23 protein-coding genes are annotated in these 25998 nt (G+C 60.7%); 5 read left to right on the top strand and 18 right to left on the bottom strand.

The features are described from left to right. Window positions 1-2: 2 nt before the first annotated feature. The 6 genes from V2I08_RS10760 to V2I08_RS10785 form a co-directional block, all read right to left on the bottom strand. Window positions 3-1418 (bottom strand): 2-oxo acid dehydrogenase subunit E2, encoded by a 1416-nt coding sequence (locus tag V2I08_RS10760; RefSeq protein WP_349635095.1) that lies wholly within the window; start codon window positions 1416-1418, stop codon window positions 3-5. Window positions 1419-1430: 12 nt separating this feature from the next. Beyond that, window positions 1431-2441 carry an alpha-ketoacid dehydrogenase subunit beta gene (locus V2I08_RS10765; RefSeq protein WP_349635096.1) on the bottom strand — a complete coding sequence of 337 codons (1011 nt, stop codon included), beginning with the start codon at window positions 2439-2441 and terminating at the stop codon, window positions 1431-1433. 19 nt (window positions 2442-2460) lie between these two features. Beyond that, window positions 2461-3435, bottom strand: coding sequence for a thiamine pyrophosphate-dependent dehydrogenase E1 component subunit alpha (locus tag V2I08_RS10770; protein ID WP_349635097.1), 975 nt, complete (start codon window positions 3433-3435; stop codon window positions 2461-2463). Between the two features lie 26 nt (window positions 3436-3461). Further along, window positions 3462-4826: an aromatic ring-hydroxylating dioxygenase subunit alpha gene (locus V2I08_RS10775; RefSeq protein ID WP_349635098.1), complete on the bottom strand. Its 1365-nt coding sequence runs from the start codon at window positions 4824-4826 to the stop codon at window positions 3462-3464. After that, window positions 4826-5638 carry an SDR family oxidoreductase gene (locus V2I08_RS10780; protein ID WP_310222355.1) on the bottom strand — a complete coding sequence of 271 codons (813 nt, stop codon included), beginning with the start codon at window positions 5636-5638 and terminating at the stop codon, window positions 4826-4828. The genes V2I08_RS10775 and V2I08_RS10780 overlap by 1 nt, the downstream gene beginning before the upstream one ends. A gap of 63 nt (window positions 5639-5701) precedes the next feature. Beyond that, window positions 5702-7336, bottom strand: a complete 1635-nt coding sequence (locus V2I08_RS10785; protein WP_349635099.1) for an AMP-binding protein — start codon at window positions 7334-7336, stop codon at window positions 5702-5704. Window positions 7337-7590: 254 nt separating this feature from the next. Here V2I08_RS10785 and V2I08_RS10790 point away from each other — a divergent pair, with 254 nt between their 5' ends. The 3 genes from V2I08_RS10790 (at window position 7591) to V2I08_RS10800 (ending at window position 10104) form a co-directional block, all read left to right on the top strand. Next, a complete protein-coding gene (locus tag V2I08_RS10790) occupies window positions 7591-8268 on the top strand; it encodes a TetR/AcrR family transcriptional regulator (protein ID WP_349635100.1) in 678 nt (225 codons plus the stop codon). Between the two features lie 98 nt (window positions 8269-8366). Then, window positions 8367-9293: an SDR family oxidoreductase gene (locus V2I08_RS10795; protein ID WP_349635101.1), complete on the top strand. Its 927-nt coding sequence runs from the start codon at window positions 8367-8369 to the stop codon at window positions 9291-9293. A gap of 52 nt (window positions 9294-9345) precedes the next feature. Continuing rightward, entirely contained in the window at window positions 9346-10104 is a 759-nt protein-coding gene (locus V2I08_RS10800; protein WP_349635102.1) for an SDR family oxidoreductase, read from the top strand. A gap of 42 nt (window positions 10105-10146) precedes the next feature. On the opposite strand, the gene V2I08_RS10805 is transcribed toward V2I08_RS10800, so the two are convergent. Both V2I08_RS10805 and V2I08_RS10810 read right to left on the bottom strand, forming a co-directional pair. Beyond that, window positions 10147-11496: an aromatic ring-hydroxylating dioxygenase subunit alpha gene (locus tag V2I08_RS10805; RefSeq protein WP_349635103.1), complete on the bottom strand. Its 1350-nt coding sequence runs from the start codon at window positions 11494-11496 to the stop codon at window positions 10147-10149. Further along, window positions 11493-12845: an aromatic ring-hydroxylating dioxygenase subunit alpha gene (locus tag V2I08_RS10810; protein WP_349635157.1), complete on the bottom strand. Its 1353-nt coding sequence runs from the start codon at window positions 12843-12845 to the stop codon at window positions 11493-11495. The genes V2I08_RS10805 and V2I08_RS10810 overlap by 4 nt, the downstream gene beginning before the upstream one ends. Before the next feature lie 164 nt (window positions 12846-13009). On the opposite strand from V2I08_RS10810, the gene V2I08_RS10815 reads away from it, so the two are divergent. Continuing rightward, window positions 13010-13543 carry a VOC family protein gene (locus tag V2I08_RS10815; protein ID WP_349635104.1) on the top strand — a complete coding sequence of 178 codons (534 nt, stop codon included), beginning with the start codon at window positions 13010-13012 and terminating at the stop codon, window positions 13541-13543. Here V2I08_RS10815 and V2I08_RS10820 read toward each other — a convergent pair. From V2I08_RS10820 to V2I08_RS10860, 9 genes are read right to left on the bottom strand one after another with little or no spacing between them, the layout of a single operon-like run. Next, window positions 13540-15906 (bottom strand): membrane-bound PQQ-dependent dehydrogenase, glucose/quinate/shikimate family, encoded by a 2367-nt coding sequence (locus V2I08_RS10820; RefSeq protein WP_349635105.1) that lies wholly within the window; start codon window positions 15904-15906, stop codon window positions 13540-13542. The genes V2I08_RS10815 and V2I08_RS10820 overlap by 4 nt on opposite strands. Window positions 15907-15918: 12 nt before the next feature. Beyond that, entirely contained in the window at window positions 15919-16161 is a 243-nt protein-coding gene (locus tag V2I08_RS10825) for a biotin/lipoyl-containing protein (protein WP_310222370.1), read from the bottom strand. A 10-nt stretch (window positions 16162-16171) separates the two neighbouring features. Next, complete coding sequence (locus V2I08_RS10830; RefSeq protein WP_349635106.1) at window positions 16172-17167, bottom strand: transketolase C-terminal domain-containing protein; 996 nt, start codon at window positions 17165-17167, stop codon at window positions 16172-16174. Window positions 17168-17180: 13 nt separating this feature from the next. Continuing rightward, complete coding sequence (locus V2I08_RS10835) at window positions 17181-18197, bottom strand: thiamine pyrophosphate-dependent dehydrogenase E1 component subunit alpha (protein ID WP_349635107.1); 1017 nt, start codon at window positions 18195-18197, stop codon at window positions 17181-17183. After that, window positions 18190-19488, bottom strand: coding sequence for a M24 family metallopeptidase (locus V2I08_RS10840; protein ID WP_349635108.1), 1299 nt, complete (start codon window positions 19486-19488; stop codon window positions 18190-18192). The genes V2I08_RS10835 and V2I08_RS10840 overlap by 8 nt, the downstream gene beginning before the upstream one ends. Continuing rightward, window positions 19485-19943, bottom strand: coding sequence for a cupin domain-containing protein (locus V2I08_RS10845; protein WP_349635109.1), 459 nt, complete (start codon window positions 19941-19943; stop codon window positions 19485-19487). Before V2I08_RS10845 ends, V2I08_RS10840 begins: the two co-directional genes overlap by 4 nt. A gap of 28 nt (window positions 19944-19971) precedes the next feature. Further along, window positions 19972-20733 (bottom strand): SDR family oxidoreductase, encoded by a 762-nt coding sequence (locus V2I08_RS10850; protein WP_349635110.1) that lies wholly within the window; start codon window positions 20731-20733, stop codon window positions 19972-19974. Further along, a complete protein-coding gene (locus V2I08_RS10855; protein ID WP_349635111.1) occupies window positions 20730-21509 on the bottom strand; it encodes an SDR family oxidoreductase in 780 nt (259 codons plus the stop codon). Before V2I08_RS10855 ends, V2I08_RS10850 begins: the two co-directional genes overlap by 4 nt. Next, the gene (locus V2I08_RS10860) at window positions 21506-21823 is read right to left on the bottom strand and encodes an antibiotic biosynthesis monooxygenase (RefSeq protein ID WP_349635112.1); all 318 of its coding nucleotides are present in this window, start codon (window positions 21821-21823) and stop codon (window positions 21506-21508) included. The genes V2I08_RS10855 and V2I08_RS10860 overlap by 4 nt, the downstream gene beginning before the upstream one ends. A gap of 17 nt (window positions 21824-21840) precedes the next feature. Here V2I08_RS10860 and V2I08_RS10865 point away from each other — a divergent pair, with 17 nt between their 5' ends. Beyond that, window positions 21841-23340: a tetratricopeptide repeat protein gene (locus V2I08_RS10865; RefSeq protein ID WP_349635113.1), complete on the top strand. Its 1500-nt coding sequence runs from the start codon at window positions 21841-21843 to the stop codon at window positions 23338-23340. 91 nt (window positions 23341-23431) lie between these two features. Here the strand turns inward: V2I08_RS10865 and V2I08_RS10870 are convergent, their stop codons facing one another. Beyond that, window positions 23432-25753, bottom strand: a complete 2322-nt coding sequence (locus tag V2I08_RS10870) for a TonB-dependent receptor (protein WP_349635114.1) — start codon at window positions 25751-25753, stop codon at window positions 23432-23434. Between the last annotated feature and the right edge of the window lie 245 nt (window positions 25754-25998).

A 25998-nucleotide genomic window follows, 5' to 3' on the forward strand; every position in this document is an offset into this window, starting at 1 on the left:
CTTCAGAGCAAATGGGGCTGTTCGAGGAGGTTCGCGAGCGCCGCCATGAAGCGGCCGCCATCCGCGCCGTCGATGGCGCGATGGTCGCAGGAGAGAGCAAGATGCAGGACCGGCACGATGCGGATCGCCCCGTCATCGTCGACCGGCTCCGGCCGGGCCGCGCCGACCGCCAGGATGGCACCCTGCGGCGGGTTGATGATCGCGTCGAACTGCTCGACGCCAAAGCTACCCAGGTTCGAGATAGAGAAGCTGCCGCCGGTAAATTCTTCCGGGCGCAGCTTGCCGCTGCGCGCGCGCTGGGCCAACGCCTTCATGCCCCTGTTGATCTCCGCCAGCGACAGGCCATCTGCACCGAACAGAATGGGCGTCACCAATCCCCTGTCGGTCGCGACAGCGACGGCGATATCGGCCGCCGGGAAGTGATGAACATCATGGCCATGCACTTGAATGTTGAGTGCCGGGACTTCCATCAGCGCCAGGGCGCAAGCGCGCACGATATAGTCATTGACGCTGGGGCGATCGCCCACCGCTGCCGCGCGGAGGGCGAGCAGCCGGTCGGCGCGCACCCGGCGGCGAACGTAGAAATGCGGGATCTGCTGTTTCGCTTCGGTGAGCCGCCGGGCGATGGTGCGACGCATGGAGGACATGGGGATCACGTCGGCACTGTGCGGCACGGCCGCCTGATACTGGGGCGGCTGCGCGACGGTATCGGGATAGCGCGCGGGACGAGCCTGTTCCAGTACCGTTAGGACATCGTCGCGGCGTACTTTGCCGCGCGCGCCCGTGCCCTGTATGCCTGCAAGATCAAGCCCGTTGAGGCTGGCAAGACGCCGGGCTACGGGCGTGGACAATATAGCGCTGGGCGGCGTCGGCGGAAAAGCGCCAGTGAGCGTCACCGAAGGCGCCGGACGCGCGGACTGATGCACATCCTGCGCGAAAATACGACCATGCCGACCCGATCCTTCGACACCGGCGAGATCGACGCCAAGCCGTTGCGCTTCGGCAATCGCGACCTGGCTGGCCGCTACACCATCGGGGAGAATCGGCGGCGTGGCGGCCTGGGCCACGAGCGGATCGGGTGCAGCGCATGGCGACGAAGTGTCCGGTTCGAAGCGGCTGTCCGATGGTCTAAAGGCTGCGATCAGTGCATCAACTTCCGCAACGCTCGCTTCGCCGCCGTCGCTCAGCACGCCAAGCAGGGCACCCACGGGATAGGTCTGTCCCGCCTGCGCAATGATGCGTACGAAACGGCCATCCTTTTCCGCCTCGACCTCATTGGTGATCTTGTCGGTTTCAATGAGCGTAAGGACCGTGCCCTTGGCGAAAGGCGCGTTTTCAGCGACCATCCATTCGGCGATGGTCCCTTCGGCCATTTCGATCCCCCATTTGGGCATCGTGAAGGCGGTGAGCTTCGTCATCTGCGCCTCCCTCTAGCGAAAAGCGAGGGTACGGCGCACCGCATCCTCGATCTTCTGCGGCGAAGGCACCCAGGCGCGTTCGAGCGAACGGGCAAAGGGCAAAGGGCTGTGCGGGCCAGTCACCATCGCCGGGGGGGCCTTGAGGCTGGTGAAGGCACGTTCGGTAACCATGGCGGCGATGTCAGCCGCGAGGCTGCACCGCGGCGGACTTTCATCCACGACCACCAGGCGGCCCGTCTGTTCGACCGATTCCAGGATCGCATCCTCATCGAGCGGGCTGGTGGTGCGCAGATCCAGCAAATCCATGCCGATGCCATCGGCGGCCAGCTTGTCCGCCGCTTTTTCCGAGAAGCTCACCATCCGCCCGCAGGCGACAACCGTGACATCGCCGCCTTCGCGCACCATGCGCGCCTCACCGAAGCGCTGGCGATGCTCGCCATCGGGCACTTCTCCCTTCACGCCGTAGAGCGTCTTATGTTCGAAGAACATGACCGGATCATCGCCGCGCAACGCCTCCGTCAACAGGCCCTTGGCATCGGCAGGCGTGGTCGGGAGTACGACCTTGAGGCCCGGCATCGCGGTCAGCATGGCATAGACCGACTGGCTATGTTGCGCGGCCGTCTGCATCCCGGCGCCGTAAACGAGGCGAACCACCGCTGGACAGCGCGCCTTGCCACCGAACATATAGCGGAATTTAGCCATCTGATTCCATATCTGGTCGAGGCTGACGCCTACGAAATCAGCGAACATCAATTCCGCCACGGGCCGCTTGCCCGATAGTGCTGCTCCTGCCGCCGCGCCAATGATCGCGCTTTCGCTGATCGGCGTGTCGATCACCCGATCCGGGCCGAATTTGGCCCAGAGGCCGGGGCTGGTGCCCCAGATGCCGCCAATGGCTTCGGGACCGCCAGCAGTACCGTTGCCGCCTACGACATCTTCCCCCAACAGGATGATATCGGAATCGCGCTCCATTTCCGCGTGCAGCGTTGCGACGATCGCCTCGCGGATGTTCATGATGGCCATGCGCCTCTTTCCCTTCCGCTCAGCAATATTCAGCGTAAACATCGTCGGCGACATGCGCCGGGTCCGGTTCCGCATCGGCCCGTGCTTCGGTCACCGCCGCGTCGATCAGAGCGATTACTTCCGCGTCGATCGCGTCCATCTCCGCATCCCCCAGCCATTGTTCGGCGCGCACGCGATCGCGAAAAGCCGTCAGGCAATCGCGTTCAGCGCGGATACGATCGAGTTCGCCCTTACCGCGATAGCGCTGAGGATCGCCTTCGAAATGACCGAAATAGCGTTCGGTATCGAGTTCGATGGCAGCCGGACCATGACCTGCGCGCACATAGTCCAGCAGGTCGGCGAAGTTTTCATAGGTCGAGAAAAAGTCGCAGCCATCGGCTCGCCAGGCGCGCATGCCAAATCCCTCGGCGCGGCTGGCGATATCCTTGGCCGTGCCGACCGCATAGGCGTCGCCGGTATGTTCGGAATAATGGTTGTTTTCGAACACGAAGATGGCTGGCGCCTTGGTGACGACGGCCAGATTCATCGCTTCGAACGTCGTACCCTGATTGCAGGCCCCATCACCCGAAAAGGCAATGCCAACCCGCCCCTTGCGATCAATCTTCGCAGCGAGCGCCGCGCCCACCGCCTGCGGCGCGCCGCCCCCGACTATGCCGTTGGCACCCAACATGCCGACCGCAAGATCGGCAATATGCATGGACCCCGCCCGCCCCTTGCAAAGGCCGCCGACGCGCCCGTAAATTTCCTTCATCATGCCCTTCACGTCGCACCCTTTGGCGATGCAATGGCCATGACCGCGATGGGTGGAGACAATCTTGTCCTCGACGGTCAATTGCTCGCAAATGCCGACGGCTACCGCTTCCTGCCCGGCATAGAGATGGGTGAAACCGCCAATCTCGCCAGTCTTGATCTCATCATGCAGCCGTTCCTCGAAGACGCGGATGGTCTTCATGGTCCGGTAGGCCCGTAACAACTGATCGCTGGTGAACGGCATCGCCTGGTTTCCCTGTAAAGCCGGTGTCACAGGTCGCCCTGCTGTTTGCCGTGGGGGTAGATGTAATCGTCCAATACCTTGTGGAAATGACGGATGCGCAGTTCCTGATCGCCGATCCACAGGCCCGGATAAAAGTCCGACTGCATTCCCGTCTGCACCGTCGGCAGGTTGAAGGCGTCCTGGTCCAGCACCTGCCCGATCGTCTTGTCGCCATGGCGAAAATGCTGGTGACGCACGCGGTCTGGCCACGGCTCTCCGTCCGGCACCAGTTCGAACATCCAGATGTCATAATACATCTTGTTGGGATCGGTGGCGTGGGGGCGCTGGCGAAACAGCATGATGTCGTCGGCATGCACATTCACCGACACATTGGGAAAGATCGTATAATGATAATCGTCGGTCAGTTGCTCATCATTCAGTTCCGAATAATCCTTGCCCTGGGCCGCGCCATGCTGGCGCTTGAAGAGCTGGACATCGCGGCGGATGTCGGACACCCGGCCATCATAGTCGGCCGGGTCCATGCCGGCATTGACCATGATTTCATGAATGGCAGGCGGAATCTGGCTGGGCAGCGCGACGCGCGGGCTGATCGCGGCAAAGGGGATCAGATAGCGATTATGCCGTTCGTAACAGTCGATCTGCACATTGACATCGTCCAGATACCATTTGAGCTGGGGGTGAATGCCCTGCACATGATAGGTTTCGCTGAAAGCATCGACCGACGTTTTCCAGTTGCAGTCCCATTCAACCGTGATGTCCCGCGTCCAGGCCATGCGTTCGGGGTGATAGGGTTCGAGATGCTGGCGCAATGGATGGATGAAATCGTCGAACGGCTCGACGGCGGGGTTGAGCGAGAACCACAGGAAACTGTTCCATTCGACGCAGGGCAGCGGCGTCAGCGCCATGCCGGTCGGGCCGCCCTGATGAAATGTGCATAGGTCCGGGACATGCTCCAGCCGCCCATCCAGGCCATAGGACCAATGATGATACATGCAGCGAAACTGTTCGGCATTGCCGCGCCCTTCCGGACGCAGCCGGTTGCCGCGGTGCAGGCAGAGATTGGGGAAGGCCCGGATCGACCCGTCCGCCTGTCGCACGATCAGTACGGATTCCTTGCCGATGTCGGTGCAGATATAATCGCCAGCATTGGGGATATCATCGGCGCGGCCGCCCAGAAGCCAGACCTTGGTCCAGATCCTGTCCCATTCAAGCTTCATGAATTCGGGGGAGAAATAGCGTGCCGCAGGGATGATGTCGGTGCCAAGTTCCGGGTCCGGCGCCTTTTCGACCGGCGTACCATTGCCGACCGTGTCCGGATCGACCCGATAGACATCGACGACGCGCTTTACGTCCATCGCCGCCCGGTCCCAACCCATGACATGCGGTTTCATCAGAACTGGGTCCTGTTGGTGAAGCCGCCATCGACGACCAGATGGGACCCGTTGCACCAGCTCGCCGCGTCGCTGGCAAGAAAGGCGATGGCCTTGGCAACCTCGTCGGGACGACCGAGCCGCCCCATCGGATGCTGGCGTAGCTGGGACTGATAGAATTTTTCCATCGTCCCCTTTATCATGTCCCAATTGCCGCCTTCGAACTCGATCGGACCGGGCGATACGACATTGACGCGAATGCCGTTCTTGCCATGCCAGAGCGCGAGTTGCTTGCCCCAGGTCACAAGACTGGCCTTCATCGCATTATAGGGCTGTGGCCCGCCCATCGCCTCTGCGACTGATGTGGTGCCGATCAAAACGATCGAACCGCGCTGCTGCTGCGTCATCGTTTCGATCACGGCTTCGACCGCGCGAACCGGGCCCATCACATCGGTTTCAAAGGCGTTATACCAATATTTTTCGCTCCCCATGCCACCGCCTGCGGACGTGAAGGGGACGAGAATGTCGACACCGTCCAGTTCAGCGACAGCCCAGTCGATCCAGGCCTTATAATCTTCGGCCTGCTTGGCGTTGATCGGCTTGCCAATGATCCGCGTTCCATAGCGCGAGAGGCTGGCGATGGCGTCCTTCACGCTGTCCTCGCTGCGCGCAGTGAGAGCGATGTCGCATCCCTCGCGGGCCAGAACCTCGGCCACGGCATAGCCGATACCGCGCGCCGCACCGATCAGAATGGCTTTCCTGCCCGCCAGTCCCAGGTCCATATGATGATCCTCTTCCTTATGTCGGCTGTCGTTGCCTGCGCCTTTGTCCATCTATCCCGGACGGTTTATCAGAGGCAAGAAAAAAGCAGTCGTGTCTGTCTTTTTTATTGGCCGCTAGGCCGTCTGCAAATCAACGATCAAGGCGTCACGAAGCCGGAATTTCTGGATTTTCGATGTCGACATCGGCCATTCCGTCACGAAGCGAATGTGACGGGGCAGCTTGAAACTGGCGATTCTGCCGCGGCAATGGTCGATCAGTTCCTGCGGTGTCGCCTCAGTACCTTCCGCCAGTTCGATGAAAGCGGCCGGTATCTCGCAATAGCGGTCGTCCGGGATGCCCACGACCTGCGCCAGTTTGACAGCAGGGTGCGTCTGAAGCATCGCCTCTATCTCGGCCGCGGCAACATTCTCGCCGCCCACCTTGAGCATGTCCTTGGTGCGGCCATGGAACATGAGATTGCCGTCAGCATCGATGGAGCCGATATCGCCAGTGTAGAACCAGCCGTCGCATATGGCCTCCGCGGTCTTTTCCGGCGCGTTATAATAGCCCATGAGGATATTGGGCCCGCCAAGGACGATTTCACCCTGCTGCGACGGGCCGCAGTCCACGCCGGTTTCCGGATCGACAATCCGCACCTGCCACTCATCCAGCGGCACGCCACATCGTCCGGTGCGGACCTCATAGCTATCCGACAAGCGACTGGTGGACACAGTGCCCGCCGCCTCCGTCAGGCCATAGGTGCCAACCTGGATCGTGTGCGGCATCGCTTCTGCCACGGCCAGTTTGATCCATTCGGGCTGAACCGCGAAATTGGAGTTCATCACGCGCAAGCGCGACAGGTCGGTTTGCGCGAAGGAGGGATGCGTTATCAGGTCCTGCATGATGGTGACGAAGCTGGGATAGGCGACCGTCGCGCCTTCTCGTCCCAGCATCTGCAACCCGACGCCCGGATCGAAGCGGGGGATCGTCATGTAGACGCCGCCCAGATCCAGGATCATCGTCATCGGCAGAATGCCCGCAATATGGAAGATGGGAAGCGGGGACCAGACCTTGTCCTCCTGCGTACATTCATAGCGACGGCCCAGGTTACGGCTGTTGGCGACCTGCGCCCGATTGCTGATCATCGCGCCCTTGGGATTGGCGGTCGTGCCGGACGTGTAGAGGATCATCGCGATATCGGCGGGCGATACAGCGACGATACGGGCAGCTATTTCCGCGTCCGCAACCTGCGCGCCCGCAGCCATGGCATCGGCGGCACGCAGCAGATAGGGCGCGCAATGATCGTCGAGGCAGATGACGCTGCGCAAACGCGGTGATTCGGGCAAGGAAAGCCGCCAGGGATCAGCCGCCTGACGAAGCGAAGGCAGCGCTGTATCCAGCCGGTCGCTGAAGTCCAGACCGTCGGCAACCTTGCCGATCGTGATGACCGTAACAAGGTCGGCATTGGCGACCACATAGCCGAGTTCGCCGGCCTGATAGCGCGCGTTGATCGGCACGGCGACGCCGCCCGCCATAGCAATGCCATAGAAAGCCGTGATAAACTCGACGCATGTCGGCAGCAGGATGCCAACATGGTCTCCTGGCTGAACGCCCATTGCAACCAAAGCCTTGGCCCATTTGGTTGCCTGCCGATCAAGCTCGCTATAGGTCAGGCGGGTGTCGGGAAAGACAATCGCTTCCCTGTCGCCATGGCGTGCCGACGATGCCCTGATCATGGCACCCATCGTCAGGATCGGTCCGTCTCCCATGCGTCGCTCTCCTCATTCTTAGGGGTGCCTGTGCCGGACGGCACGCCCCTTTGTTTCGCGTGAGATTATCAACGACTGCGCAAAATACAATCAGTCATGTATGTTTTTATTATTTCCAATATCCTGCACGTCCCGCGCGGTGCCTGCACCCTGGGCCATATTGTCATTGACCCGACATGCTTGCGTCGCCCGCCGTCATGGGCGTAAGCGAATCAGAATATAGTATAGCGCAGCACAGTAACCAGGCGATTCAGATGGCCCTTTCCCGCACCCGCACAACCGCATCGACAAAGCCCGCCGCGACAAGAAGCAATGGCGGGACGCTGCAGGCGGCCAAGGCCGCGCAGACGCGCAGCCGGTTACTCGAAGCGACGGTGCGATGTATTGTAAAGCATGGCTATGCCAACACGACGACCCCCCGTGTCGCCAAGGAAGCTGGCCTCTCTCGCGGGGCGATGATGCATCATTTTGAAAATGGTGCCGCGCTGATCAAGGCGACGATCATCGAACTGCATGAAAAGCGCCTGCGCGCATTCAGACGGGCGGCCGAACGGCCCGAAGAACATGATGTCGACACGCTGGTCGAAACCTATTGGGCGCAAGTACAGAAGCCCGCCTTCATTGCCTTTCATGAACTGGCGGTGGCAGCACGTACCGACAAGGAACTCGCCGACATTCTTTTGCCATTGCAGGAGGAGTTTCGCGATCGCTTCAACGCACAGGCGCACGCCCTATTCCCCGAATGGGGCGATTCGCCGACGCAGTTCGACTTGGCGATGAGCCTGTCGCAAACCATCATGGAGGGGATGGCGATCGCGGTTCAGACCGGCGCGATGGATCGCGAAAAAGTCCCGATGATGCTGACCCATCTTGAAAACCAGATACGCGCGATCATGCCTGCTACGGCACGGGCGACGGCGGGCAAATCATAAAACAATCTTGTTTGTCTTTTTGATCTCGCAGCGCTACCCTTGCGTCGGGTTCGGGATCAACAGCGGCGGTTGCCGCCCGTACCGCGATTCGCAAGGATATGGATTTGGACGCCTCGAAAATCTTTACGCCCCGGATATTCCGCCCCGAAGATGACGGAACCGACCGCCCGGCCCGCGGGCTGGACGAGGATGCGCTGCAGGCGCAATCAACCATCTATCGCGATGACCTGCTGGCTGGACAGAGTATCCTGATTACAGGTGCAGGCAGCGGCATGGGCAAGGCGGCGGCCTATCTGGCGGCCAGACTTGGCGCGCAGGTGACGATCTGCGGGCGCGACCCGGAAAAATTGCAGGCGACGGTCGATTTCATTCGCGCGGCGACGGATCGCGACGTGCTGGCCGTCCCCACCAATATCCGCGATGCCGACGCCGTCGAGGCGCTGATCGGGCGGGTTCATGACCATTTCGGCAGCCTGGACACCATCGTCAACAATGCCGGCGGGCAGTTCCCCCAGGATGCCATTGATTTTTCGCGCAAAGGCTGGCTGGCGGTTATCGACACCAATCTCAACGGCACCTGGTGGATGATGCAGGAAGCCGCCAAGCGCTGGCGCGCCGACGGGAAGCCGGGGAACATCATCAATATCGTTGCCAATGTCGAGCGGGGCATGCCCCAGGCCGCCCATACCTGTGCTGCCCGTGCCGGTGTCATCTACCTGTCCAAAACGCTGGCGACGGAGTGGGCGCAGTGGAATATCCGTGTCAACTGCATCGGCCCCGGCGTCATTGAGACAGAAGGTTTCCGCATGTATCCCGAAGAGGCGCTGGCGCGGTTTCACAAGGCGAACCCCATGAAAATGCGCGGGAATGCATGGGATGTCGCGGAGGCGATCGCTTATCTGTCATCCCCCGCCGCACGCTTCATCAACGGCGATCTGCTCGTCATCGACGGCGGGCAGGCGCAATGGGGCGTCATCTGGCCAGCGGGAATGCCGGACTATTTCCGGGATGACGGCGCGGCCTGAACCTGACGCACCGACACAGGCGCGCAAATGAATGAAAATGCAGGAGAGCAGAATGGACCGGGTAAAGGACAAGGTCGCGCTGGTGACTGGCGGCGGGTCAGGACTGGGCGCCGCCGATTGCGAAGCGCTGGCGCGTGAAGGTGCCAGGGTCGTCGTAACCGATGTCAAACTGGACACAGCGCAGGCCGTTGCCGACCGGATTGGCAACGGTGCGATCGCCATGGCGCTCGACGTTGCCGATGAAGCGCAATGGATTGGCGTGATGGCGGAAATCGAACAGCGGATGGGGCGGCTCGACATATTGGTCAACAATGCCGGTGTGGTGCTAAGCGCCGACGTTGAAAATACCACGCTCGAACAGTTTCGCTGGGTCAACGCGATCATGACCGATGGCGTGTTTCTGGGCTGCAAATATGCCATTCCGCTGATGAACAAAGGCGATGGCGGATCGATCATCAATATGAGTTCGACGGGTGCTCTGCTTGGCTATCCCATTTTCTTTGCCTATTCGGCCGCGAAAGGCGCGGTCCGTTCGATGACCAAGTCAATCGCGGTCATGTGCCAGGAAAAGGGGTATAAGATCCGTTGTAATTCCGTCCATCCCGGCGCGATCGAGACGCCGATGGTGCAGACAGCGGAGGGGCGCGTCGATCAGCCCAGGGACATACCCGACGGCATATTGCCGCCCGGAACGCCGGGCCATCCCAAGGATGTGGGCGCGCTTATAGTATTCCTCGCCTCCGATGAATCGCGCTTCATCACGGGCGCCGAGTTGGTGATCGACAATGGGGTCACCATCCGCCCCTTCTGATGCAAGATAGTAGCAGGGGCGGAAAGGCCCCTGCCCGCCCCGTCATTTTCGTTCGAGCCAGCGGTCGAGTTCGGCATGGAAGTGGCGCAGCCGCGCCTCCTGTTCGCCCCATAAAGGCCCTTTGAAGCCACGCGATCGCGCGCCGGCCTGAACGATCGGAAGCAGGTCCGAATCCTGGTCGAGTACTTCCCCCATTCCGGGCGGTTCACCAAGGCCGGTGTGCACGACCTCCGGCCGGGTCGCTCCGGTCACGTCAACGTCGGTGCCAAGGCCCATCCAGCCGGGCGCGCCATAGCCGGGCGCATCGACATGGCGGTAGAGGATCGTGGTTTCATAGGTGAACTGTTCAGGATCAGTCGCGTGCGGCTTGAAACGGTGAAGAAATACCGCCTCAGGATGGCAGCCGATCTGGGCGTTGGGGAAAATGCCAAAAATCGTGCTGTCGGTGAGCTGGGCATCCGAAAAATGTGAATAATCTAGGCCAATGCGCGCGGCCCGCTCCCGCTTTGCATCTGCTACGGCCGCGCGACTATCCTGCGCGCTGCCCTCAAATTCCTCAGGATCAATGCCTGCATCTTTCAGCAGCGCGGCTATGCCCGGATTGATCCCGGTCTGATCAGCGAAATGAGAATTGGGCTGGGCCATGGGTACGAATTGACGCGACAGGCCGCCGGGAAACAGGTCGATATGCGTCCGATCGTCGATGACCCCCATCGTCTGCGGATGGATGGCATGCAGATGATAGCTTTCGTAAAAAGCATCAATGCCGCCCTTCCAGTTGGCAGCCCAATCCGATCGGCGATGCTGGACCACATGCATCCGGTCTATGCGATAGGTTTCCAGCATTGGCAGCACCGGCGCCAGATAATCAGCAAGCGGCGGCGCATCGTCGCTCATGCAGATGAATATGAGGCCAACGGCTTCCTCGGCCCGTACGGAGCTGAGATCCGTGCCGTGGCAAAGCACTTCAGGCCGGAAGGTTTCGGCATCGGTCACATGCTGATTATGACCGTCAATGCCGAACCGCCAGCTATGGAAGGGACAGGTGAAACTGTCCTGGCTGCCCATGTCTCCGCTGACAAGCTGACTGCCGCGATGCGGGCAGACATTATAGTGGGCCGCGACCGAGCCATCCTCCTGCCGTACGATGATGAAACTTTCCGGGCCGATGTCGAACTTCACCCAGTCGCCCGGTTCCGGCACATCGCTTGCCGGGGCGGCAAGCAGCCAGCTACGGGTGAAAACCCGGTGCCATTCCCGCTCGAAAAAGGCGCGCGCGGTATAGCGCGACGGGTCGGGCCGTTCAGTGCCATTATCAATCGGCGACGCCGCCTGGTCGAACGGATGTTCGGACCCTTTATGGACAGCCCATGCGCGCGGATCATAATTCATGGCCGCTTTCCCATCCGACGATCAAGTTCAGCATGAAAATGACGCAGGCGCCCTTCCTGTTCGCTCCATAACGGTCCCTTGAACCCGCGCGATCTTGCCCCGGCCTGAACGATGGGCAAAAGTTCCGAATCCTGATCCAGCACCTCGCCAAGACAAGGCGGCTCGCCCAGCTTCGTGTGGATAATGTCGGGCCGAGTCGCGCCGCTCAGATCCACATCCTCGCCAAGTCCCATCCAGGCTGGCGCGCCATAGCCGGGTGCATCGACATGCCGATATAATATGCAGGTGTCATAGGTGAACTGATTGGGATCAGTGGCATGGGGCACGAAGCGATGCAGGAAAATCGCTTCGGGATGACAGCCGATCTGAACGTTGGGAAAGAGTGAATAGACAACGGAGTCACTCAACTGGCTGTCGCTGAACCGTTCATAGCCAAGACCGAGCTGGTCGGAGCGGCGGCGCTTGGCTTGCTGCACGGCATGTCGTGTTTCCGCTGCAGTTCCGTTGAAGGTCGCTGGATCAATACCGGCGTCGCGCAACATCATCTGAATACCGGGGTTGACCGTTTCCTGATCGGCATAACGCGCCGCCGGCTGCGCGAAGGGAACGAACTGGCGCGAGAGGCCTCCGGACCACAGGTCGATCTGGGTGCGGTCATCCATGAGGCACTGGGTCTGGGGATGGACGGCATGGAGATGGTAGATTTCGGCGAAGGCATCGACGCCGCCTTTCCAGTTGGAACCCCAGTCCGACCGTCGATGCTGAACGACATACATTTGGTCGATCTGATACAGCTCAAGCTGCGGCAATATGGGCGCGAGCCAATCATGGAGCGGCTCAATCTCGCTATCCATGGAAAGGAAGATGAGGCCGACCGCCTCTTCGCAACGCACCGATGTCAGGTCATGCTTATGGCATAACACTTCCGGGCGGAACGTCTCCTCATCAGTGACGGCGATATTATGGCCTTCCAGGTCGAACTTCCACGAATGGAACGGACAGGTAAAGCGGTCGAGCGAACCGAATTGGCTGGTCACCAGACGGCTTCCCCGATGCGGGCAGACATTATAATGCGCATGCACAGCCCCATCGTCGCCGCGCACGATGATGAAATTCTCAGGTCCAATCTCGAACGTGAAGAAGTCGCCGGGTTCGGGAATGTCGGATGCTGGCCCCGCCAACAGCCAGCTTCGCGCGAACACCTTATCCCATTCTTCCGCCATGAATGCGGGATCATGATAGCGCGCCGGGTCCGGCCGATCCGTGCCATTATCGATCGGCTTTACGCGATCGTTAAACGGATGGGGCTTTCCGACGTGGATGTTCCAGTCATCGAAATCGAGCTTCATCATGGCCATGCCTCTCCTCAACACGCCCCTGGTCGGCTCGTGGCGGCCGACTCCACATTAGGGGTGGACAATTTTAACAAAACAATCATGACTGTTTTTATTGGAAGCGCAAGAGGCGGCTTGTCAAACAAGGCGAATTGACGGCGCAAGGAGAGAGGATTGCCATGAGCCGTTTTTATGGTCGCACGTTCCAGATCGCCTATGTCGTTCCCGATATCGATGTCGCGATAGAATATTGGACGAAGAAAGTGGGCGTCGGACCCTTTTTCGAATTTCCCCTGCCGCTGCCCTTGGAATCGCTGAGCGTCGATGGCGAAGCCGTCGCATTGGACCATCCTCTCTTCAGCGGCGTTGCCGTCAGTTATAGCGGCGACACGATGATCGAATTGATCCAGCCCGGTAGCGCGCCGTCAACCTACACCGAATTTCTGAAAAGCGGCAGGAGCGGCGTGCATCATCTGGGCACATGGGTCGATGATTATGATGCCGCGATCGCGCATGCGCAGCATGCCGATGTGCCCATTGTGCTGGAGGGGAGCCTTCCCCTGTCGCGCTTTGCTTATCTGGATACCCGAATGGATGGCGACGGGCCGCTCGTTGAACTGATCGCGCCGCTGCCGCCGATGATCGAGATGTTCGACATGATCCGCACGGCAGCAGCGACATGGGACGGCCAAGCGCCGCGACGCACGCTTTAGGGTTTAGGCAAGGCAAAAGCGACGACATGATCGCCCGGCGTCGTGCCCATATAGGCGTGGCCGCCAGCAGCTATGACGACATATTGGCGCCCGGTTTTGCGTGACACATAGCTGATCGGCGTTGCCTGCCCGCCCGCAGGCAGACGGCCACTCCATAATAGTTTTCCGCTCGCCGTATCAAAGGCGCGCAGTTGATTGTCCATCGCGGCTCCTATGAAGGTCAGGCCGCTCGCTGTATTGACCGATCCGCCGAGATTGAAGGAGCCCGGCACGGCAATACCGAGCGGGGCAGAGTCAGCCGTCGTGCCCAAGGTCCTCTGCCAGGCAAGGCGTCCAGTGGTGAGGTCCACGGCAGCGAGCTTCCCCCATGGCGGCGCTTCACAGGGAATGCCAAGCGGCGAGAGCATGGGCAGCAGGCTGACACCATAGTCCGTGCCCGTCTGGGGCAGATAGCCCGGTGCGTGTGAGTCCTTTGCCAGCGCCGGGCGATCGCCGGCCGTGCCATGGCGAAACAGGCGCACTTCCTGCGGAATGGCCGAGGCATTGACGATCATCAATCGACGGTTCGGGTCAATGCTGACACTGCCCCAATTCAAGATGCCGAACGTCCCAGGCCATTGCAGCGCGCCACGCTCCGATGGCGGCGTGTAGAGGCCCTTATAATCCAGCGAGCGGAAACGGATGCGGCACCAGAGCTGATCGAGCGGCGTAGCACCCCACATATCTGTCTCGGTCAGATCGGGCGGCGTGAAGCTGGCAAACCCCTTAACGCGCGGCTGGCTGGCGGCATAGGGTTCGCCCGCTATGGTGCCGCGCGGCACCGTCTGTTCAACCACCGGCGTCAAAGGCCGTCCGGTCGCGCGGTCAAGGATGTAGATGTCGCCCTGTTTCGTCGGCGCAGCCAACGCCGCTATGGTCCGGCCATTTACGATATGATCGAACAGGACCGGCTGGGCAGGCACGTCATAATCCCACAGATCGTGGCGCACCGTCTGGAAATGCCACCGGACCCGGCCGGTGCGCACGTCAAGCGCGACGATCGAACTCGCATAGCGTTCCAGCATCGGCGATCGATGCGTGCCGACATGATCAGGCGTCGCATTGCCGGTTGGCAGGTATACGAGACCGAGTGCCGGGTCGGCGCTGAACACGCTCCAGGCGTTGACGGACCCGCGTGTCCATTGCTCGCCGGGGGCCGGCATGGGCGCATCGTCCGGACGCCCGCTGTCCCAGCCCCATAGCAAGGCTCCTGTCCTGACGTCGAACGCCCGCACCACGCCGGACGGATCATCCTTGCTGTAATTGTCCCGGACATAGGAACCGAGAATAGCAACGTCGCCGACAATGGCTGGCGGGGAGGATGTATAGGAGCGCAGCGGGTCTGTGCTGCCCAGCCCCTCGTTCAAATTGACTGTCCCGTCCCGGCCGAAATCCACACAAGGGCGGCCGGTCGCCGCATCGCTCGCAAGCAGTCGGCCATCCACGGTCATGCTGATGATGCGCTTTGCACAAAGGCCTGCGGCGGCAAGATCTTCATGGTAGGAGACGCCACGGCAGTTGAGCATCTGGGCATTGCCGATCACGGTTTGGGGATCGCGCATCCACAATTGCTGGCCGCTGTCGGCATCCAGCGCGAATATCTTTCCTGTCGGCGAACAGAAATAGACGCGATCATCCACCATCAGTGGCGTTGCCATGAAGCTGATACTATTTATCTCCGGCCGTTTCGCGCGGGTGTCGCCGGTTTCGAAAGACCATGCCGGTTCCAGTCGCGCGACATTGGCGGGGGTGATTTGCGCCGCGCCGGAATGGCGCAGGCCGCCTGCGGTGCCGCCATAATTGCGCCAGTCGGTCGCCATGCGGTCAGCCTGGGCAGCAACGCCGCCGGCATTGGCATTCGCGGCCACAGGTCTGACATCGAAGGTCGGAACAAGGGCAAAACTGACGGCAAGCAACAGAAACGATACCCCGGCGGTGACGGTACAGGCATAGCGCGTCACGCCGTCGGCCGTTGGCGTAAGCCAGCGACGCACAGGCGGCAGGGCAAGGAATAGTCCAATGACGGTTGGTCCCGCCAGTCGTGGGAGCAATTGCCAGAACGCCCCGCCCACTTCCCATATCGACCATAGCAGGGTGCAGCCAAGCATTGCGCCATAGAGCCACAGGCCCCGCCTGTCGCCGCGCACCATAAGGATAGCCGCCGCCGCGCAGGCAAGGCCCGCGAGCAGATAATAAGCGGAGCCACCCAACATAATCAGATAGCCCCCACCCGCCAGCAGGGTGATGCCAATCAAGAAAATTATGGTGCCGATAATCCAGCGTGGCCAAGGCATGGATCGCTTGTGCGTCGTTCCCGCGTGCATCGTTCGCAGCGCTCAGGCGGTTTCGATGGCAGCAATGGGCGCACGGACATCCACCGTCTCTCCCTCTACCGCTATGATCCGTGTCAGCGTCCCGCCGACGGGCGCTGGCACTTCGACCGTCGTCTTGGCCGCCTCGACCTCAACCAGCGTTTCGCCTTCGGCCACTAAGTCCCCTTCAGCCTTCAGCCAGCGTATGATTTCGCCATCCTGCATGCCCATGCCATATTGGGGCAGCACCATTATATGCTCAGCCATGGTCTTCTCCTCAAGCCGGTTGCGGGGCGACGGGCGCGCCGACAATGCGACGGGCCGCAGCGACGATGCGATCCACAGTCGGATAGAGCGGCTTTTCGATATGCGGACTGAAGGGGAGATGCGTGTCCGGTGTCGTGACGCGGATGACGGGCGCGCGCAGCGCATCGAATGCCTGCTCCACGATCGTCGCCGCTATCTCGCTTGCGGCGCTACAGGTGCGATGGGCGGGATCGACGCAGATCGCCCGCCCCGTCTTGCGCACCGATTTGAGGATCATGTCCCGGTCGAGCGGCACCAGCGTGCGCGGATCGATAACTTCCGCGGAAATGCCGTCCGCTGCTAGCTGTCGCGCGGCCTTGAGCGCGGTGGGCACGCCGCCCGCAATAGCGATGATGGTGAGATCGGTGCCCTCCCGCTTTACGTCACCTTTACCGATCGGCACCAGGAAATCCGGGTCATCCGGCACATCAGCCTTTGCCATCCAGCATGTGCCGTCTTCAAAGCAGAGCACCGGGTCATCATCCCGTATCGCTGCCTTCAACAGCCCTTTCATGTCTGCGGGGTCCGATGGCGCGATGATTTTCAGCCCCGGCATGTTCATGAACATCGAATAAGGGCGATCGCTATGCTGCGCCGCATTGCTGTTGCCGTAGAACATGCAGGAACGGATCACGAGCGGGAGCTTGGCCTGACCGCCATATATATAGCGCGACTTAGCGATGATGGAGCAGATCTGATCCATGGCGGGATAAAGGAAGGAGGAAAGCGTCGCATCGACAATGGGGCGCATGCCGACCATCGCTGCGCCGCCTGCTGCGCCGATGAACCCGTTTTCCGAGATGGGGGTGTCACGGATGCGCTCTTCCCCGAACCGCTCGACGAAGCCGGTAGTCGTGCCAAAAACATTGCACCGGATATCTTCGCCCATCATGAACACGCGCGGGTCGCGTTCCAGTTCTTCGGCCTGCGCTTGCTGAATCGCTTCCAGAAATGTGATCTTTGCCATTTTCGTCTCCTGGTCAGGCGTGCGCGCGGACATCGTCGGGGATGGGCAGGCGATCGACAAAAACATGGTCGAACGCTTCTTCGAACACTGGATAGGCGCTGTCGCGGGCATATTGCAGCGCGTCGGCCACCTCCTGCGCCACTGCTTCCTCAATGTCGGTCAACGCCGTTTCGGTTACCCCGTCCTGGAGCAGCCGCGTCCGATAGAGTTGGATGGGGTCGCGTCCCACCCACTCGTCATGTTCAGGCCCGCGCGGCGTCAGGTCACGGCCCATATTGACCGCATGATCGGCATAGCGATATGTCTTCGTTTCAATGAGCGTCGGTCCCTTGCCCGCACGCGCCCGGTCAACTGCTTCGCGCACCGCCTGCTCGACCGCATCGACATCCTGCCCATCAACGATAACGCCGGGAATGCCGTAGCCATGCGCTCGATCCGCCACATGCGCGCCCGCGACGGCGGCGCTGGTCGGCGTCGACATGCCAAAGCGATTATTTTCGCACACGAAAATCGCAGGTAGTTTCCACACCGCCGCCAGGTTCATGCCTTCATGAATCGCGCCTTCGCTTGATGCGCCATCGCCAAAGAAGCAGAGGGCAACGCGATCCAGTCCCTGAAGCTTGGCTCCCAATGCCGCGCCTGCAGCGACCGGACCGCCTGACCCGACGATGCTGGTTTCGCCCAAACTGCCAACCGAAAAGTCGGAAAGGTGCATCGACCCGCCCTTGCCTTTGCAAATGCCGGTCACCTTCCCCAGCAGTTCCGCCATCAGCGGGCGCAGCGCGGCACCCTTGGCAATGGGATGGCCGTGACTGCGGTGGGTGCCGACCATATAATCGTCATTCCGCAAGGCCATACACGCGCCCACACCCGACGCTTCCATGCCGGCATAAGTGTGCAGCGCGCCCGGTATCTCGCCAGCAGCGTGAATATTCTCCGCCTTGGTTTCGAACTGGCGGATACGCTGCATGCGCCGATATTTTTCGAGCCGGCGATCATTGTCGCCAATCTGTGCTTGCCCTTCATGCATCGGTCAGCTCCCGTGTTGCCGGGGCTTCGATCAGTTCCAGCGGCGCAGCATACATGGGTTCAGGACCCTGGGCCGTGATGGCATAGACATTTTCCATGTGGCATGGTCCCAGCTTTGCGCCGAAATACAGGCTGTCGAGCGAGATCAGCATATTTTCCTCCATGATGAAGCCCTGCTTGACCCCGGCGAGGCCAGCGGCGGGATAAGGCAAGGGAATTTCCAGCGGCATGAGGCCAATCCCATGCGCGACGACCAGCAGCTTTTCAGGTGTCGCGACGCCGTGCGCTTTCAAATAGTCATAGCCAATCTGCGGCAGGCTGGCGGTGGACACGCCCGGTCGCAGATGATCGACCATTTTCAAAAAGGCATCGCGCAATATGTCATGCTGACGCCGATAGGCATCGCTGGGCGGTCCGATCATCGCCGTGCGATTGATATCCACCCAGAAGCCGTCATGAATGCCCTGCGTTTCAAGGATCACTATGTCGCCACGGCGCAAGGTCCGATTGCCGCGGGTACGGAACAGGTCGGGAATGAATTCATCCGCTTCATAGGCACCGCCGAACAGCATGGCACCTTCATCCACCGGGATGACCGCGTGCCGCACCATGAAATCGCAGATGCGGGCCTGCACGTCATTCCAGTCGGCCCCTTCGTGCAACAGCGATCCGGCATAGGCGATGATCTGGTCCGCGAGCAGGCCGACCTTGCGATAGCGCGTCAGTTCCTCTGCGGTCTTGACCACGCGGGCGCGCATCATGAGGTCCAATATGTCGCGATAATCATGCGGCACGGCAGCCGCGATCCGTGCCGATACGCGATGTTCATCAAAGCCTATCGCCTTGCCCGCCATGCCGTGGTCGGCAAGCGCCACCGCAATGGCCGCCGTCACATCGGGTTGGCAGCGACCCGCAATCGCAGGCATCAATTCACCGGCATCCCTGCCAAGCTGCGTGACAGGCCGGTCAGGGTCGATATAGCGACTGACCTCGCAGAAATTCAGCATGTCAAATGTCCGGATTTCCCCGAACGTGCAGGCATCACCGTCGCGATTGAGCACCGCAACCAATCCCAGATTGGCCTCCGGGATCACCAATGTCAGCGGCTTGGCTGGATCGGCATAGACAATCGCTGCGGCCATGGCCTCCATCTGGCCCCAGCGTTCCAGAATGGAATGATAGCCCGTGGCATAGCGCACATCGTGCGGATGGCTGAGCACGACGGCATCCAGTCCCTCCTCCACCATGATCGTCCGCAATCTTTCGGCGCGAGGATTGCCGGTTGCCGTCATGCCGCCTGCTCCATCGCGTCGTTTGAAATGTCGGACGCCACGTCCCCACGCGCAACGTCGCGCAGATATTCGTGGTTGAGAATGAAGCGGATGCCCCCTTCTTCATCGGTGAAGGCCACCGCCCCATGCCCCATGAACAGATATTCTGTGACTTCCTCGCAGCGCGCTTCGCTGTGGCGCGATCCGATGGGCTCATAGCCATAGGTGCCCGCCGGGGCCGATCCGACATCGTAGATCAGTTCCCCCTTGGTCACGAAATACTGGCCATGGCCCAGATGCCAGTGCGGCGCGAAGGTTGCGCCCGGTTCCATCTGGACCCACAGCACCCAGTCACCCGTCTCTTCACTGTATCGCAACAGACGGATGGTCGTTCCCGCTCCCAGCGTCACGGGTCGGCAATCGTGAATGTTGACGATGAGATCGCCGGTCTTTCCTGGATCGTGCGCGATTGTCATCAGCTTATCCTCTCTTGTCATTGCGTCATCACATGGTTGCGGTCAGGCCTTCGTCCGCAGGGATCACCGCACCGTGGACTGCGCTCGACCGATCATCGAGCAGGAAGCAGACCAGATTGGCGATCTGCTCCGGCTCCATGAAGAAGGCCCGTCGTGGGCTGGGATGGCCATCCATCAAGGCGGCGATGGCCTGCTCGCCCTCCGGGGTGCGCAGGCCGGCCGTTAAAGGTGTTGCAACCGCGCCAGGGCAGACGCAATTGATCCTGACCCCGCGCGGTCCAAGTTCGGTGGCCAGCGTACGGGCAAGCATGGCAACACCGGCCTTTGATGCGCTATAGGCGCTGTCGCCAGCGCGGCCAGCGATGCCGCTGACCGATCCGATAAAGACGATGGCCCCGCCGCCAGCCCCGATCAAGCCCGGCAGCACTGCCTGGGTAACGTAAAAGCTGCCCTTGAGATTGATGTCGATATGGCGGTCGAACAGTGCGATCGGGCTTTCCGGGACCGGGTTGGACGCCCAGATAGCTGCGTTATTGACCAGAAGCCTGACGGCCCCAAGCTCTTGTTCGATCCGGCCCACGGCTTGCACAACGGCCTCTGCGTCAGCAATATCCACTTGCTCACCCCAGGCGATGCAGCCCGAAGCCACTGCTTCGTCCAGTTCCTCACGCGGCGCATTGGACAGCACCGCGACGCGAGCGCCCGCTGCCGACAATTGCGCCGATACCGCAGCGCCGATGCCGCTGGTGCCACCAGTGACCAGCGCCACTTTTCCAGCCAGGTTGCTCATTGGGCTGTGAACCCGCCATCGACGATGAGCTCGGAGCCATGCATATAACCTGCCTCATCCGACGCCAGAAAGCGCACGGTCTTGGCTATGTCGATCGGATCGGCCATGCGTCCGATCGGATGCGCGGGGGCCAGTCCGGCTGCGGCTTCCTCAACGCTGGCGGCAAAACCATTGTCGACGAGGCGCTGCAGGATGTGATCGACCATGCCCGTCTTGACGCCGCTTGGATGAACCGAATTGACCCGGATCTTGTAGCCGAGGGCGGAAAATTCCATCGCGCAGGCTTTCACGAACAGCGTAGCGGCCCCTTTCGACGTGCAATAGCCGACGTGAAGGGGAGAGCCGATCTTGCCGGCGACGGAGGATATCACGATGACCGACGCGCCATGCGGCAAATTTTCGCCGGACCGACGCAAGAGCGCCGTCGCGCTCTTGGTGCCAAGGAACACGCCGTCGACGTTCACCGCCATTTGCTTGCGCCACTGGTCGATCGTCGTTGTCTCCATCTTTTCGACGACGACGATACCCGCGACATGGACCAGAATATCCAGCCGCCCGAACTTCTGGTCGACAGCAGCGACAGCATCCTGCCACGAGCCTTCGTCGGTAACATCGAGCTTCAGATAGTCGGCGCCGCTCCAGTCCGCAGGCCGGTCGGGCAGGTCAGCGCCAACAACGGTTGCGCCCGCGACTGCAAGCTGGCGGGAAATTTCGCTGCCGATGCCGCCGGTGCATCCAGTGACCAGCGCGATGCGTCCTTCAAGCGCGCCCGTCATGCCACGGCTCCCGTCAGGGCAAGTTGGCCCAGAGGATCAAAGCTGCGTATGTCCGGTTCGCCTTCCAGGCAGGCATAGCCTGCTGCCGACATGGCGACATGATAGGGTTGCCGGGCATGGGCTTTGCGCGCTTCCTCCGAAGTGAAAAGCTCCATAAAGGCAAAGCTGTTCTGATCGCCCTGCGACCGCAACACCTGAAACAGCAAGGTGTCCGGCTCATTGGCATGAACGTCCCGCTGCAACTGGGTCGTCAATGCTATAAATTCGTCTGTCTTGTCAGGCTTTGTGCGGACATGCATGATGACGCCAATCATAAAAAGGACCTTTCGCCATGTGGGGGGATTTGTTGAAAGAGGCGGCGCGCATCGCGCAGGGCCCCAGCCCTGCTGCCGCGAAGCCGCTGATTGATCGTCTTCTCGCCCAGCGGCATGACGACGCTGATGCCCTGACGCTGGCTGGCATCGTGGCGCAGCGGACAGGCGAGACCCGAACTGCCATCGCCATGTTCAGCCATGCCAGAGACGTTGATGTCGGCAATCCGGCGCGTCACCAGAATCTGGGCGTTGCCCTGAAAAATGACGGAAAGTTCGATGCCGCCTGCGCCGCGTTCGAGACCGCTTTGCGACTGCGCCCAGGGCATCCCGCTACGCTGTCCAACCTTGGATCGTGCCTGATAGCCGCGGGTCGTTGCGAGGACGCGCTGCCGATATTGGAGCAGGCTGGCGATCATCCCGACGCGCTGACCAATATGGGTGTCGCCTTGGCCGGGCTTAGCCGCTGGCAGGAGGCGATTGCTTGCTATCGCCAGTCCTTGCGGCTGCGGCCGGGGCATGGCGATAGTATGATCAACCTGGCTGACGCGCTGGCCAATATGGGCGAAGACAGGGAAGCCGAAACCTTGCTGAGCGCCATATTGCAAGGCCAGCCAACCCATATTCGCGCGGCCAATCAACTGGGCCTTTTGCTGGAGAAGAGGGGCGATTATTCGTTGGCGCTGGCGGCGCTCAGGCCTGCACTCGACCTCGCGGCCCCTCATCATGCGCTCGGCGTCAATCTGGCCCGCATCCTGATCCGCGCCGATGAACCGAAGGCGGCGGTCGATATATGCAATCGGCTGATCGCCACGCAGCCAAGCATCACCACCCCCCTGGCTCTCAAAATGGCCGCACTGACGCGCTTGGACGACATCGCCGGTCGCGACGATCTGATGGGGCTGAAGCGCTTCGTCACGGTCCACGACATTCCATCGGCGCCGGGCTTTGCGGATATGGAGAGTTTCAATCAGAGGCTGGTCGAAGAACTGACCATGCACCCGTCGCTCACCTATGAGCCTGCCGGGCTGGTCACGCGGAAAGGACGGCAAAGCGGCGAACTGGTCGGTGCGCCGACCCCTGCCCTCAGCATGTTGGCGAAGATCGCCACCGACGAACTGGCCCAGGAATGGGCGAGACTGGCGGGCCTGCCGGTCGATCACCCCTTTCTCGCGGCGATACCAAAGGAATGGACGTTGACTTTGTGGGGAACGATCCTGTCCCCTGGCGGCGAAGTCTCGGCCCATATTCACGCGCCCAACTGGCTTTCGGGGGTTTATTATCCGGCGTTTGCCGAGGAAGACAATGAAGAGGCAGGTGCTTTTGGTATCGGCATGTTGCCTGCGGAACTGGGCGGCGGCGGGGATGTAACAGTACTTCCGCCGCGGGCCGGTCGCATGATCCTGTTCCCCTCCTATCTCTGGCACGCCACATTGCCGTTCGCGGGACAGCAGGATCGCATCAGCTTTGCCTTCGACCTGGTACCCACAGCCATTGGACGGCCGCATCATTTGCACTGACCCCTTCCCCCGGCCCGAAAGCCGAGCCGGGAGAAGGGTGCGGGAGCGGTGTCGCCCACCTGCCCATTGAGAGAGCACCGCCGCCATCGCCTCAGAACTTCACCGCGCCTTCGATGCCGAAGCTACGAGGGGGCGCGTAATTGGTGAAGTTGAACAGACCAGCAACCGAGTTAGCCGAGACGCGATACACTTCGTCGAGCAAATTGCGGCCGAAGATCGCTACGCGGTAGCGTTGCGACGGGTCGGTCCAGCCAATGCTTGCCCCCACAAGTGTCCGGGCCTGACCTTGGGAAAAATCGGCGTTCAACGTCGTCGATTCATATTCGGACTGGTAGTTGATGTCGGCATTCATCGACACCGTGCCCCAGGATGTCGGCGGGAATTCGTAGCGGGCATTGGCGCTGGCCGTCCAGTTGGGGGCATTGCGCAATTTCAGGAAGGAGGCGTCGTCATTGATGCCATCGCCATCAATATCCGTAGTGAACTCCTTATATTTCGCCTTTTGCCAGCCAAGCGCCGCACCGAGGGTCAGCCCGGCGACTGGTGCCACCGAAATCTCAAGCTCAATGCCTTTGACCTCCGCCTTGCCAGCATTGGTGGTGCGCGTTTCCTGGCCCGGCAAGCCGGTAATCGGATCAAGGAAGGGCACGACCGCGTCACGCTGAAGGTCATTATATTTCACATAGAAAGCGGCGACATTCACGCGAAGGCGGCGATCGGCTGTCTCTGTCTTGAAACCCAATTCGAAACTGTCGGCGGTTTCTTCCGCGAAAGGCAAGGCTGAGGTCGCGGACATCGCCTGTTCATTATAGCCGCCGGATTTATAGCCTTGGCTATAGGTGAAGTAATTGTTGATGCCGGGCGATATTTCCCAGCGATATCCGCCGCGGAAGGTCGGTTTGCTGAAGCTGGCACTATCGCTATATTCGGGCCAGAAACCCGTTGCGATGGTCGACCGGCGAACCTGCGGCCGGACTGAGAAATCTTTGCTTTCCTTTGTGTATCGCCCACCCAGAAAGACCGAAAAGGGGTCTGCGACCTTATATTCCGCCTCGCCGAAAACGGCATAGGAATCGACCTTATAATTGGCGGTCGACTGGTTCGGGTCTGTCAGGGCCGTCGGGTCGCCCAGGAAACGCAGGAAGCCAAGGAAGCTCGTCGCATTGGCGTCAAGTGTCTGACCCCAATACATGGCCCCGACCGTGAATTTGAGAACGTCGGAGAAGTCGGAGCTGAAGCGGCCTTCCAGACTATATTGCTTACGGGTATCTTCGCGCGTTGACACGAACAGATAGGCATTTTCACCTGTATAGTCGGAAGGCAATTCGGAACGAACCCGCCGCCATCCACCCACCAAAGTGATACCGCCCACGCCATCGATATTGTGTTCGCCGCGCAAATAGATGCCATCGACATCGACGCGGTGGCCGTCCAGCGTTCCGACACAGGTCGGTGCCAAGGCGGAACCCGCGCACAGGGTGGTGCCGGTATCAAAGGGACTGGCGCCAGTCGTCTGAATGCCAGGGAATCCGACCACATCGAACAGGAAGCCGGGTGGTGTCTCATTAACGGAAGGCGGGGAATCCCCACGATCCCGCAGCATCTCGTAAGTGAGCATGATGTCAGTGTCGGGCGATGGCTCCCACAATAATTTCGCGCGACCGCTGAAATAGCGTGTGCCTGGCCAACGCTGACCGCGCCCCGGCACGCCCTGAATGCCATCGACGTCATTATTCTTCGTCAGCCGGTAGAAGCCGTCACTTTCCTGGAAGGAGCCGGCAGCCCGGAGATAGAGATTGTCGGTGAACGGAATGTTGACGGCGGCCTTCACATCCTTGGTGTTGAAACTGGAATAGCCAAGCCGCACCTCGCCGCTGAAACCGGGCTCTGGCCGTTTGGTGATGACGTTGACGACGCCACCGACCGTATTCTTACCAAACAAGGTGCCCTGTGGCCCGCGCAGCACCTCGATCCGTTCAATGTCAAACAGGTCGAATAGTTGTGTCTGAACGTGCGCCAGAACGAAGTCGTCAACCACCACCGCGACGGCTGGCTCGAAGGTCAGGATGATATCGCCGGTCGATTGCCCACGAATGCCGATCGACGCCGCGTTGAAGCCCGGCACGTTGGTGATGACGACATTGGGCACGTCGCCAGCCAGCGCACGAATATCCGTGGCGAATTTATTTTCGATGGCGGCGGACGTGAAGGCCGAAACCGCGACCGGCGTGTCCTGAAGCGATTCCGAAATGCGCCGGGCGGTGACAACAATATCTTCAAGGCCGACCGATTGCTGCGGCACCGCTTGCGCCTGCGCCGGTGTGCCTTGGGCTAGAGCGGCCGGACTGGTGCTGACCAGCAGACCGGCAGCGAAAGATTTGAAGACGCAATTCAGATGTGTCCTGCTTATCATGTTCTTCCCCTCCAACCGACTGCCATCTCACCGGGCGGCAGTTCGAATCAGCGTCGGCATTTTCGCTCGACACCAACAAATGAGTACATATGTTCATTTTTGTGAAGAGATAAAAAACAGTCATGTATGATTTGTTTTTCTGCGACGCAGCAAGGTCATGCGGAATTTGAGGGTTTCATTCCTGCTTGCGCCTATGAATATGCAGGAGGGGGGCCAATATATGCGCTATGAGGAACATCGTGCGG

It is taken from the genome of Sphingobium sp. MK2 (assembly GCF_040170545.1).
In the GTDB taxonomy this organism is placed as follows: domain Bacteria; phylum Pseudomonadota; class Alphaproteobacteria; order Sphingomonadales; family Sphingomonadaceae; genus Sphingobium.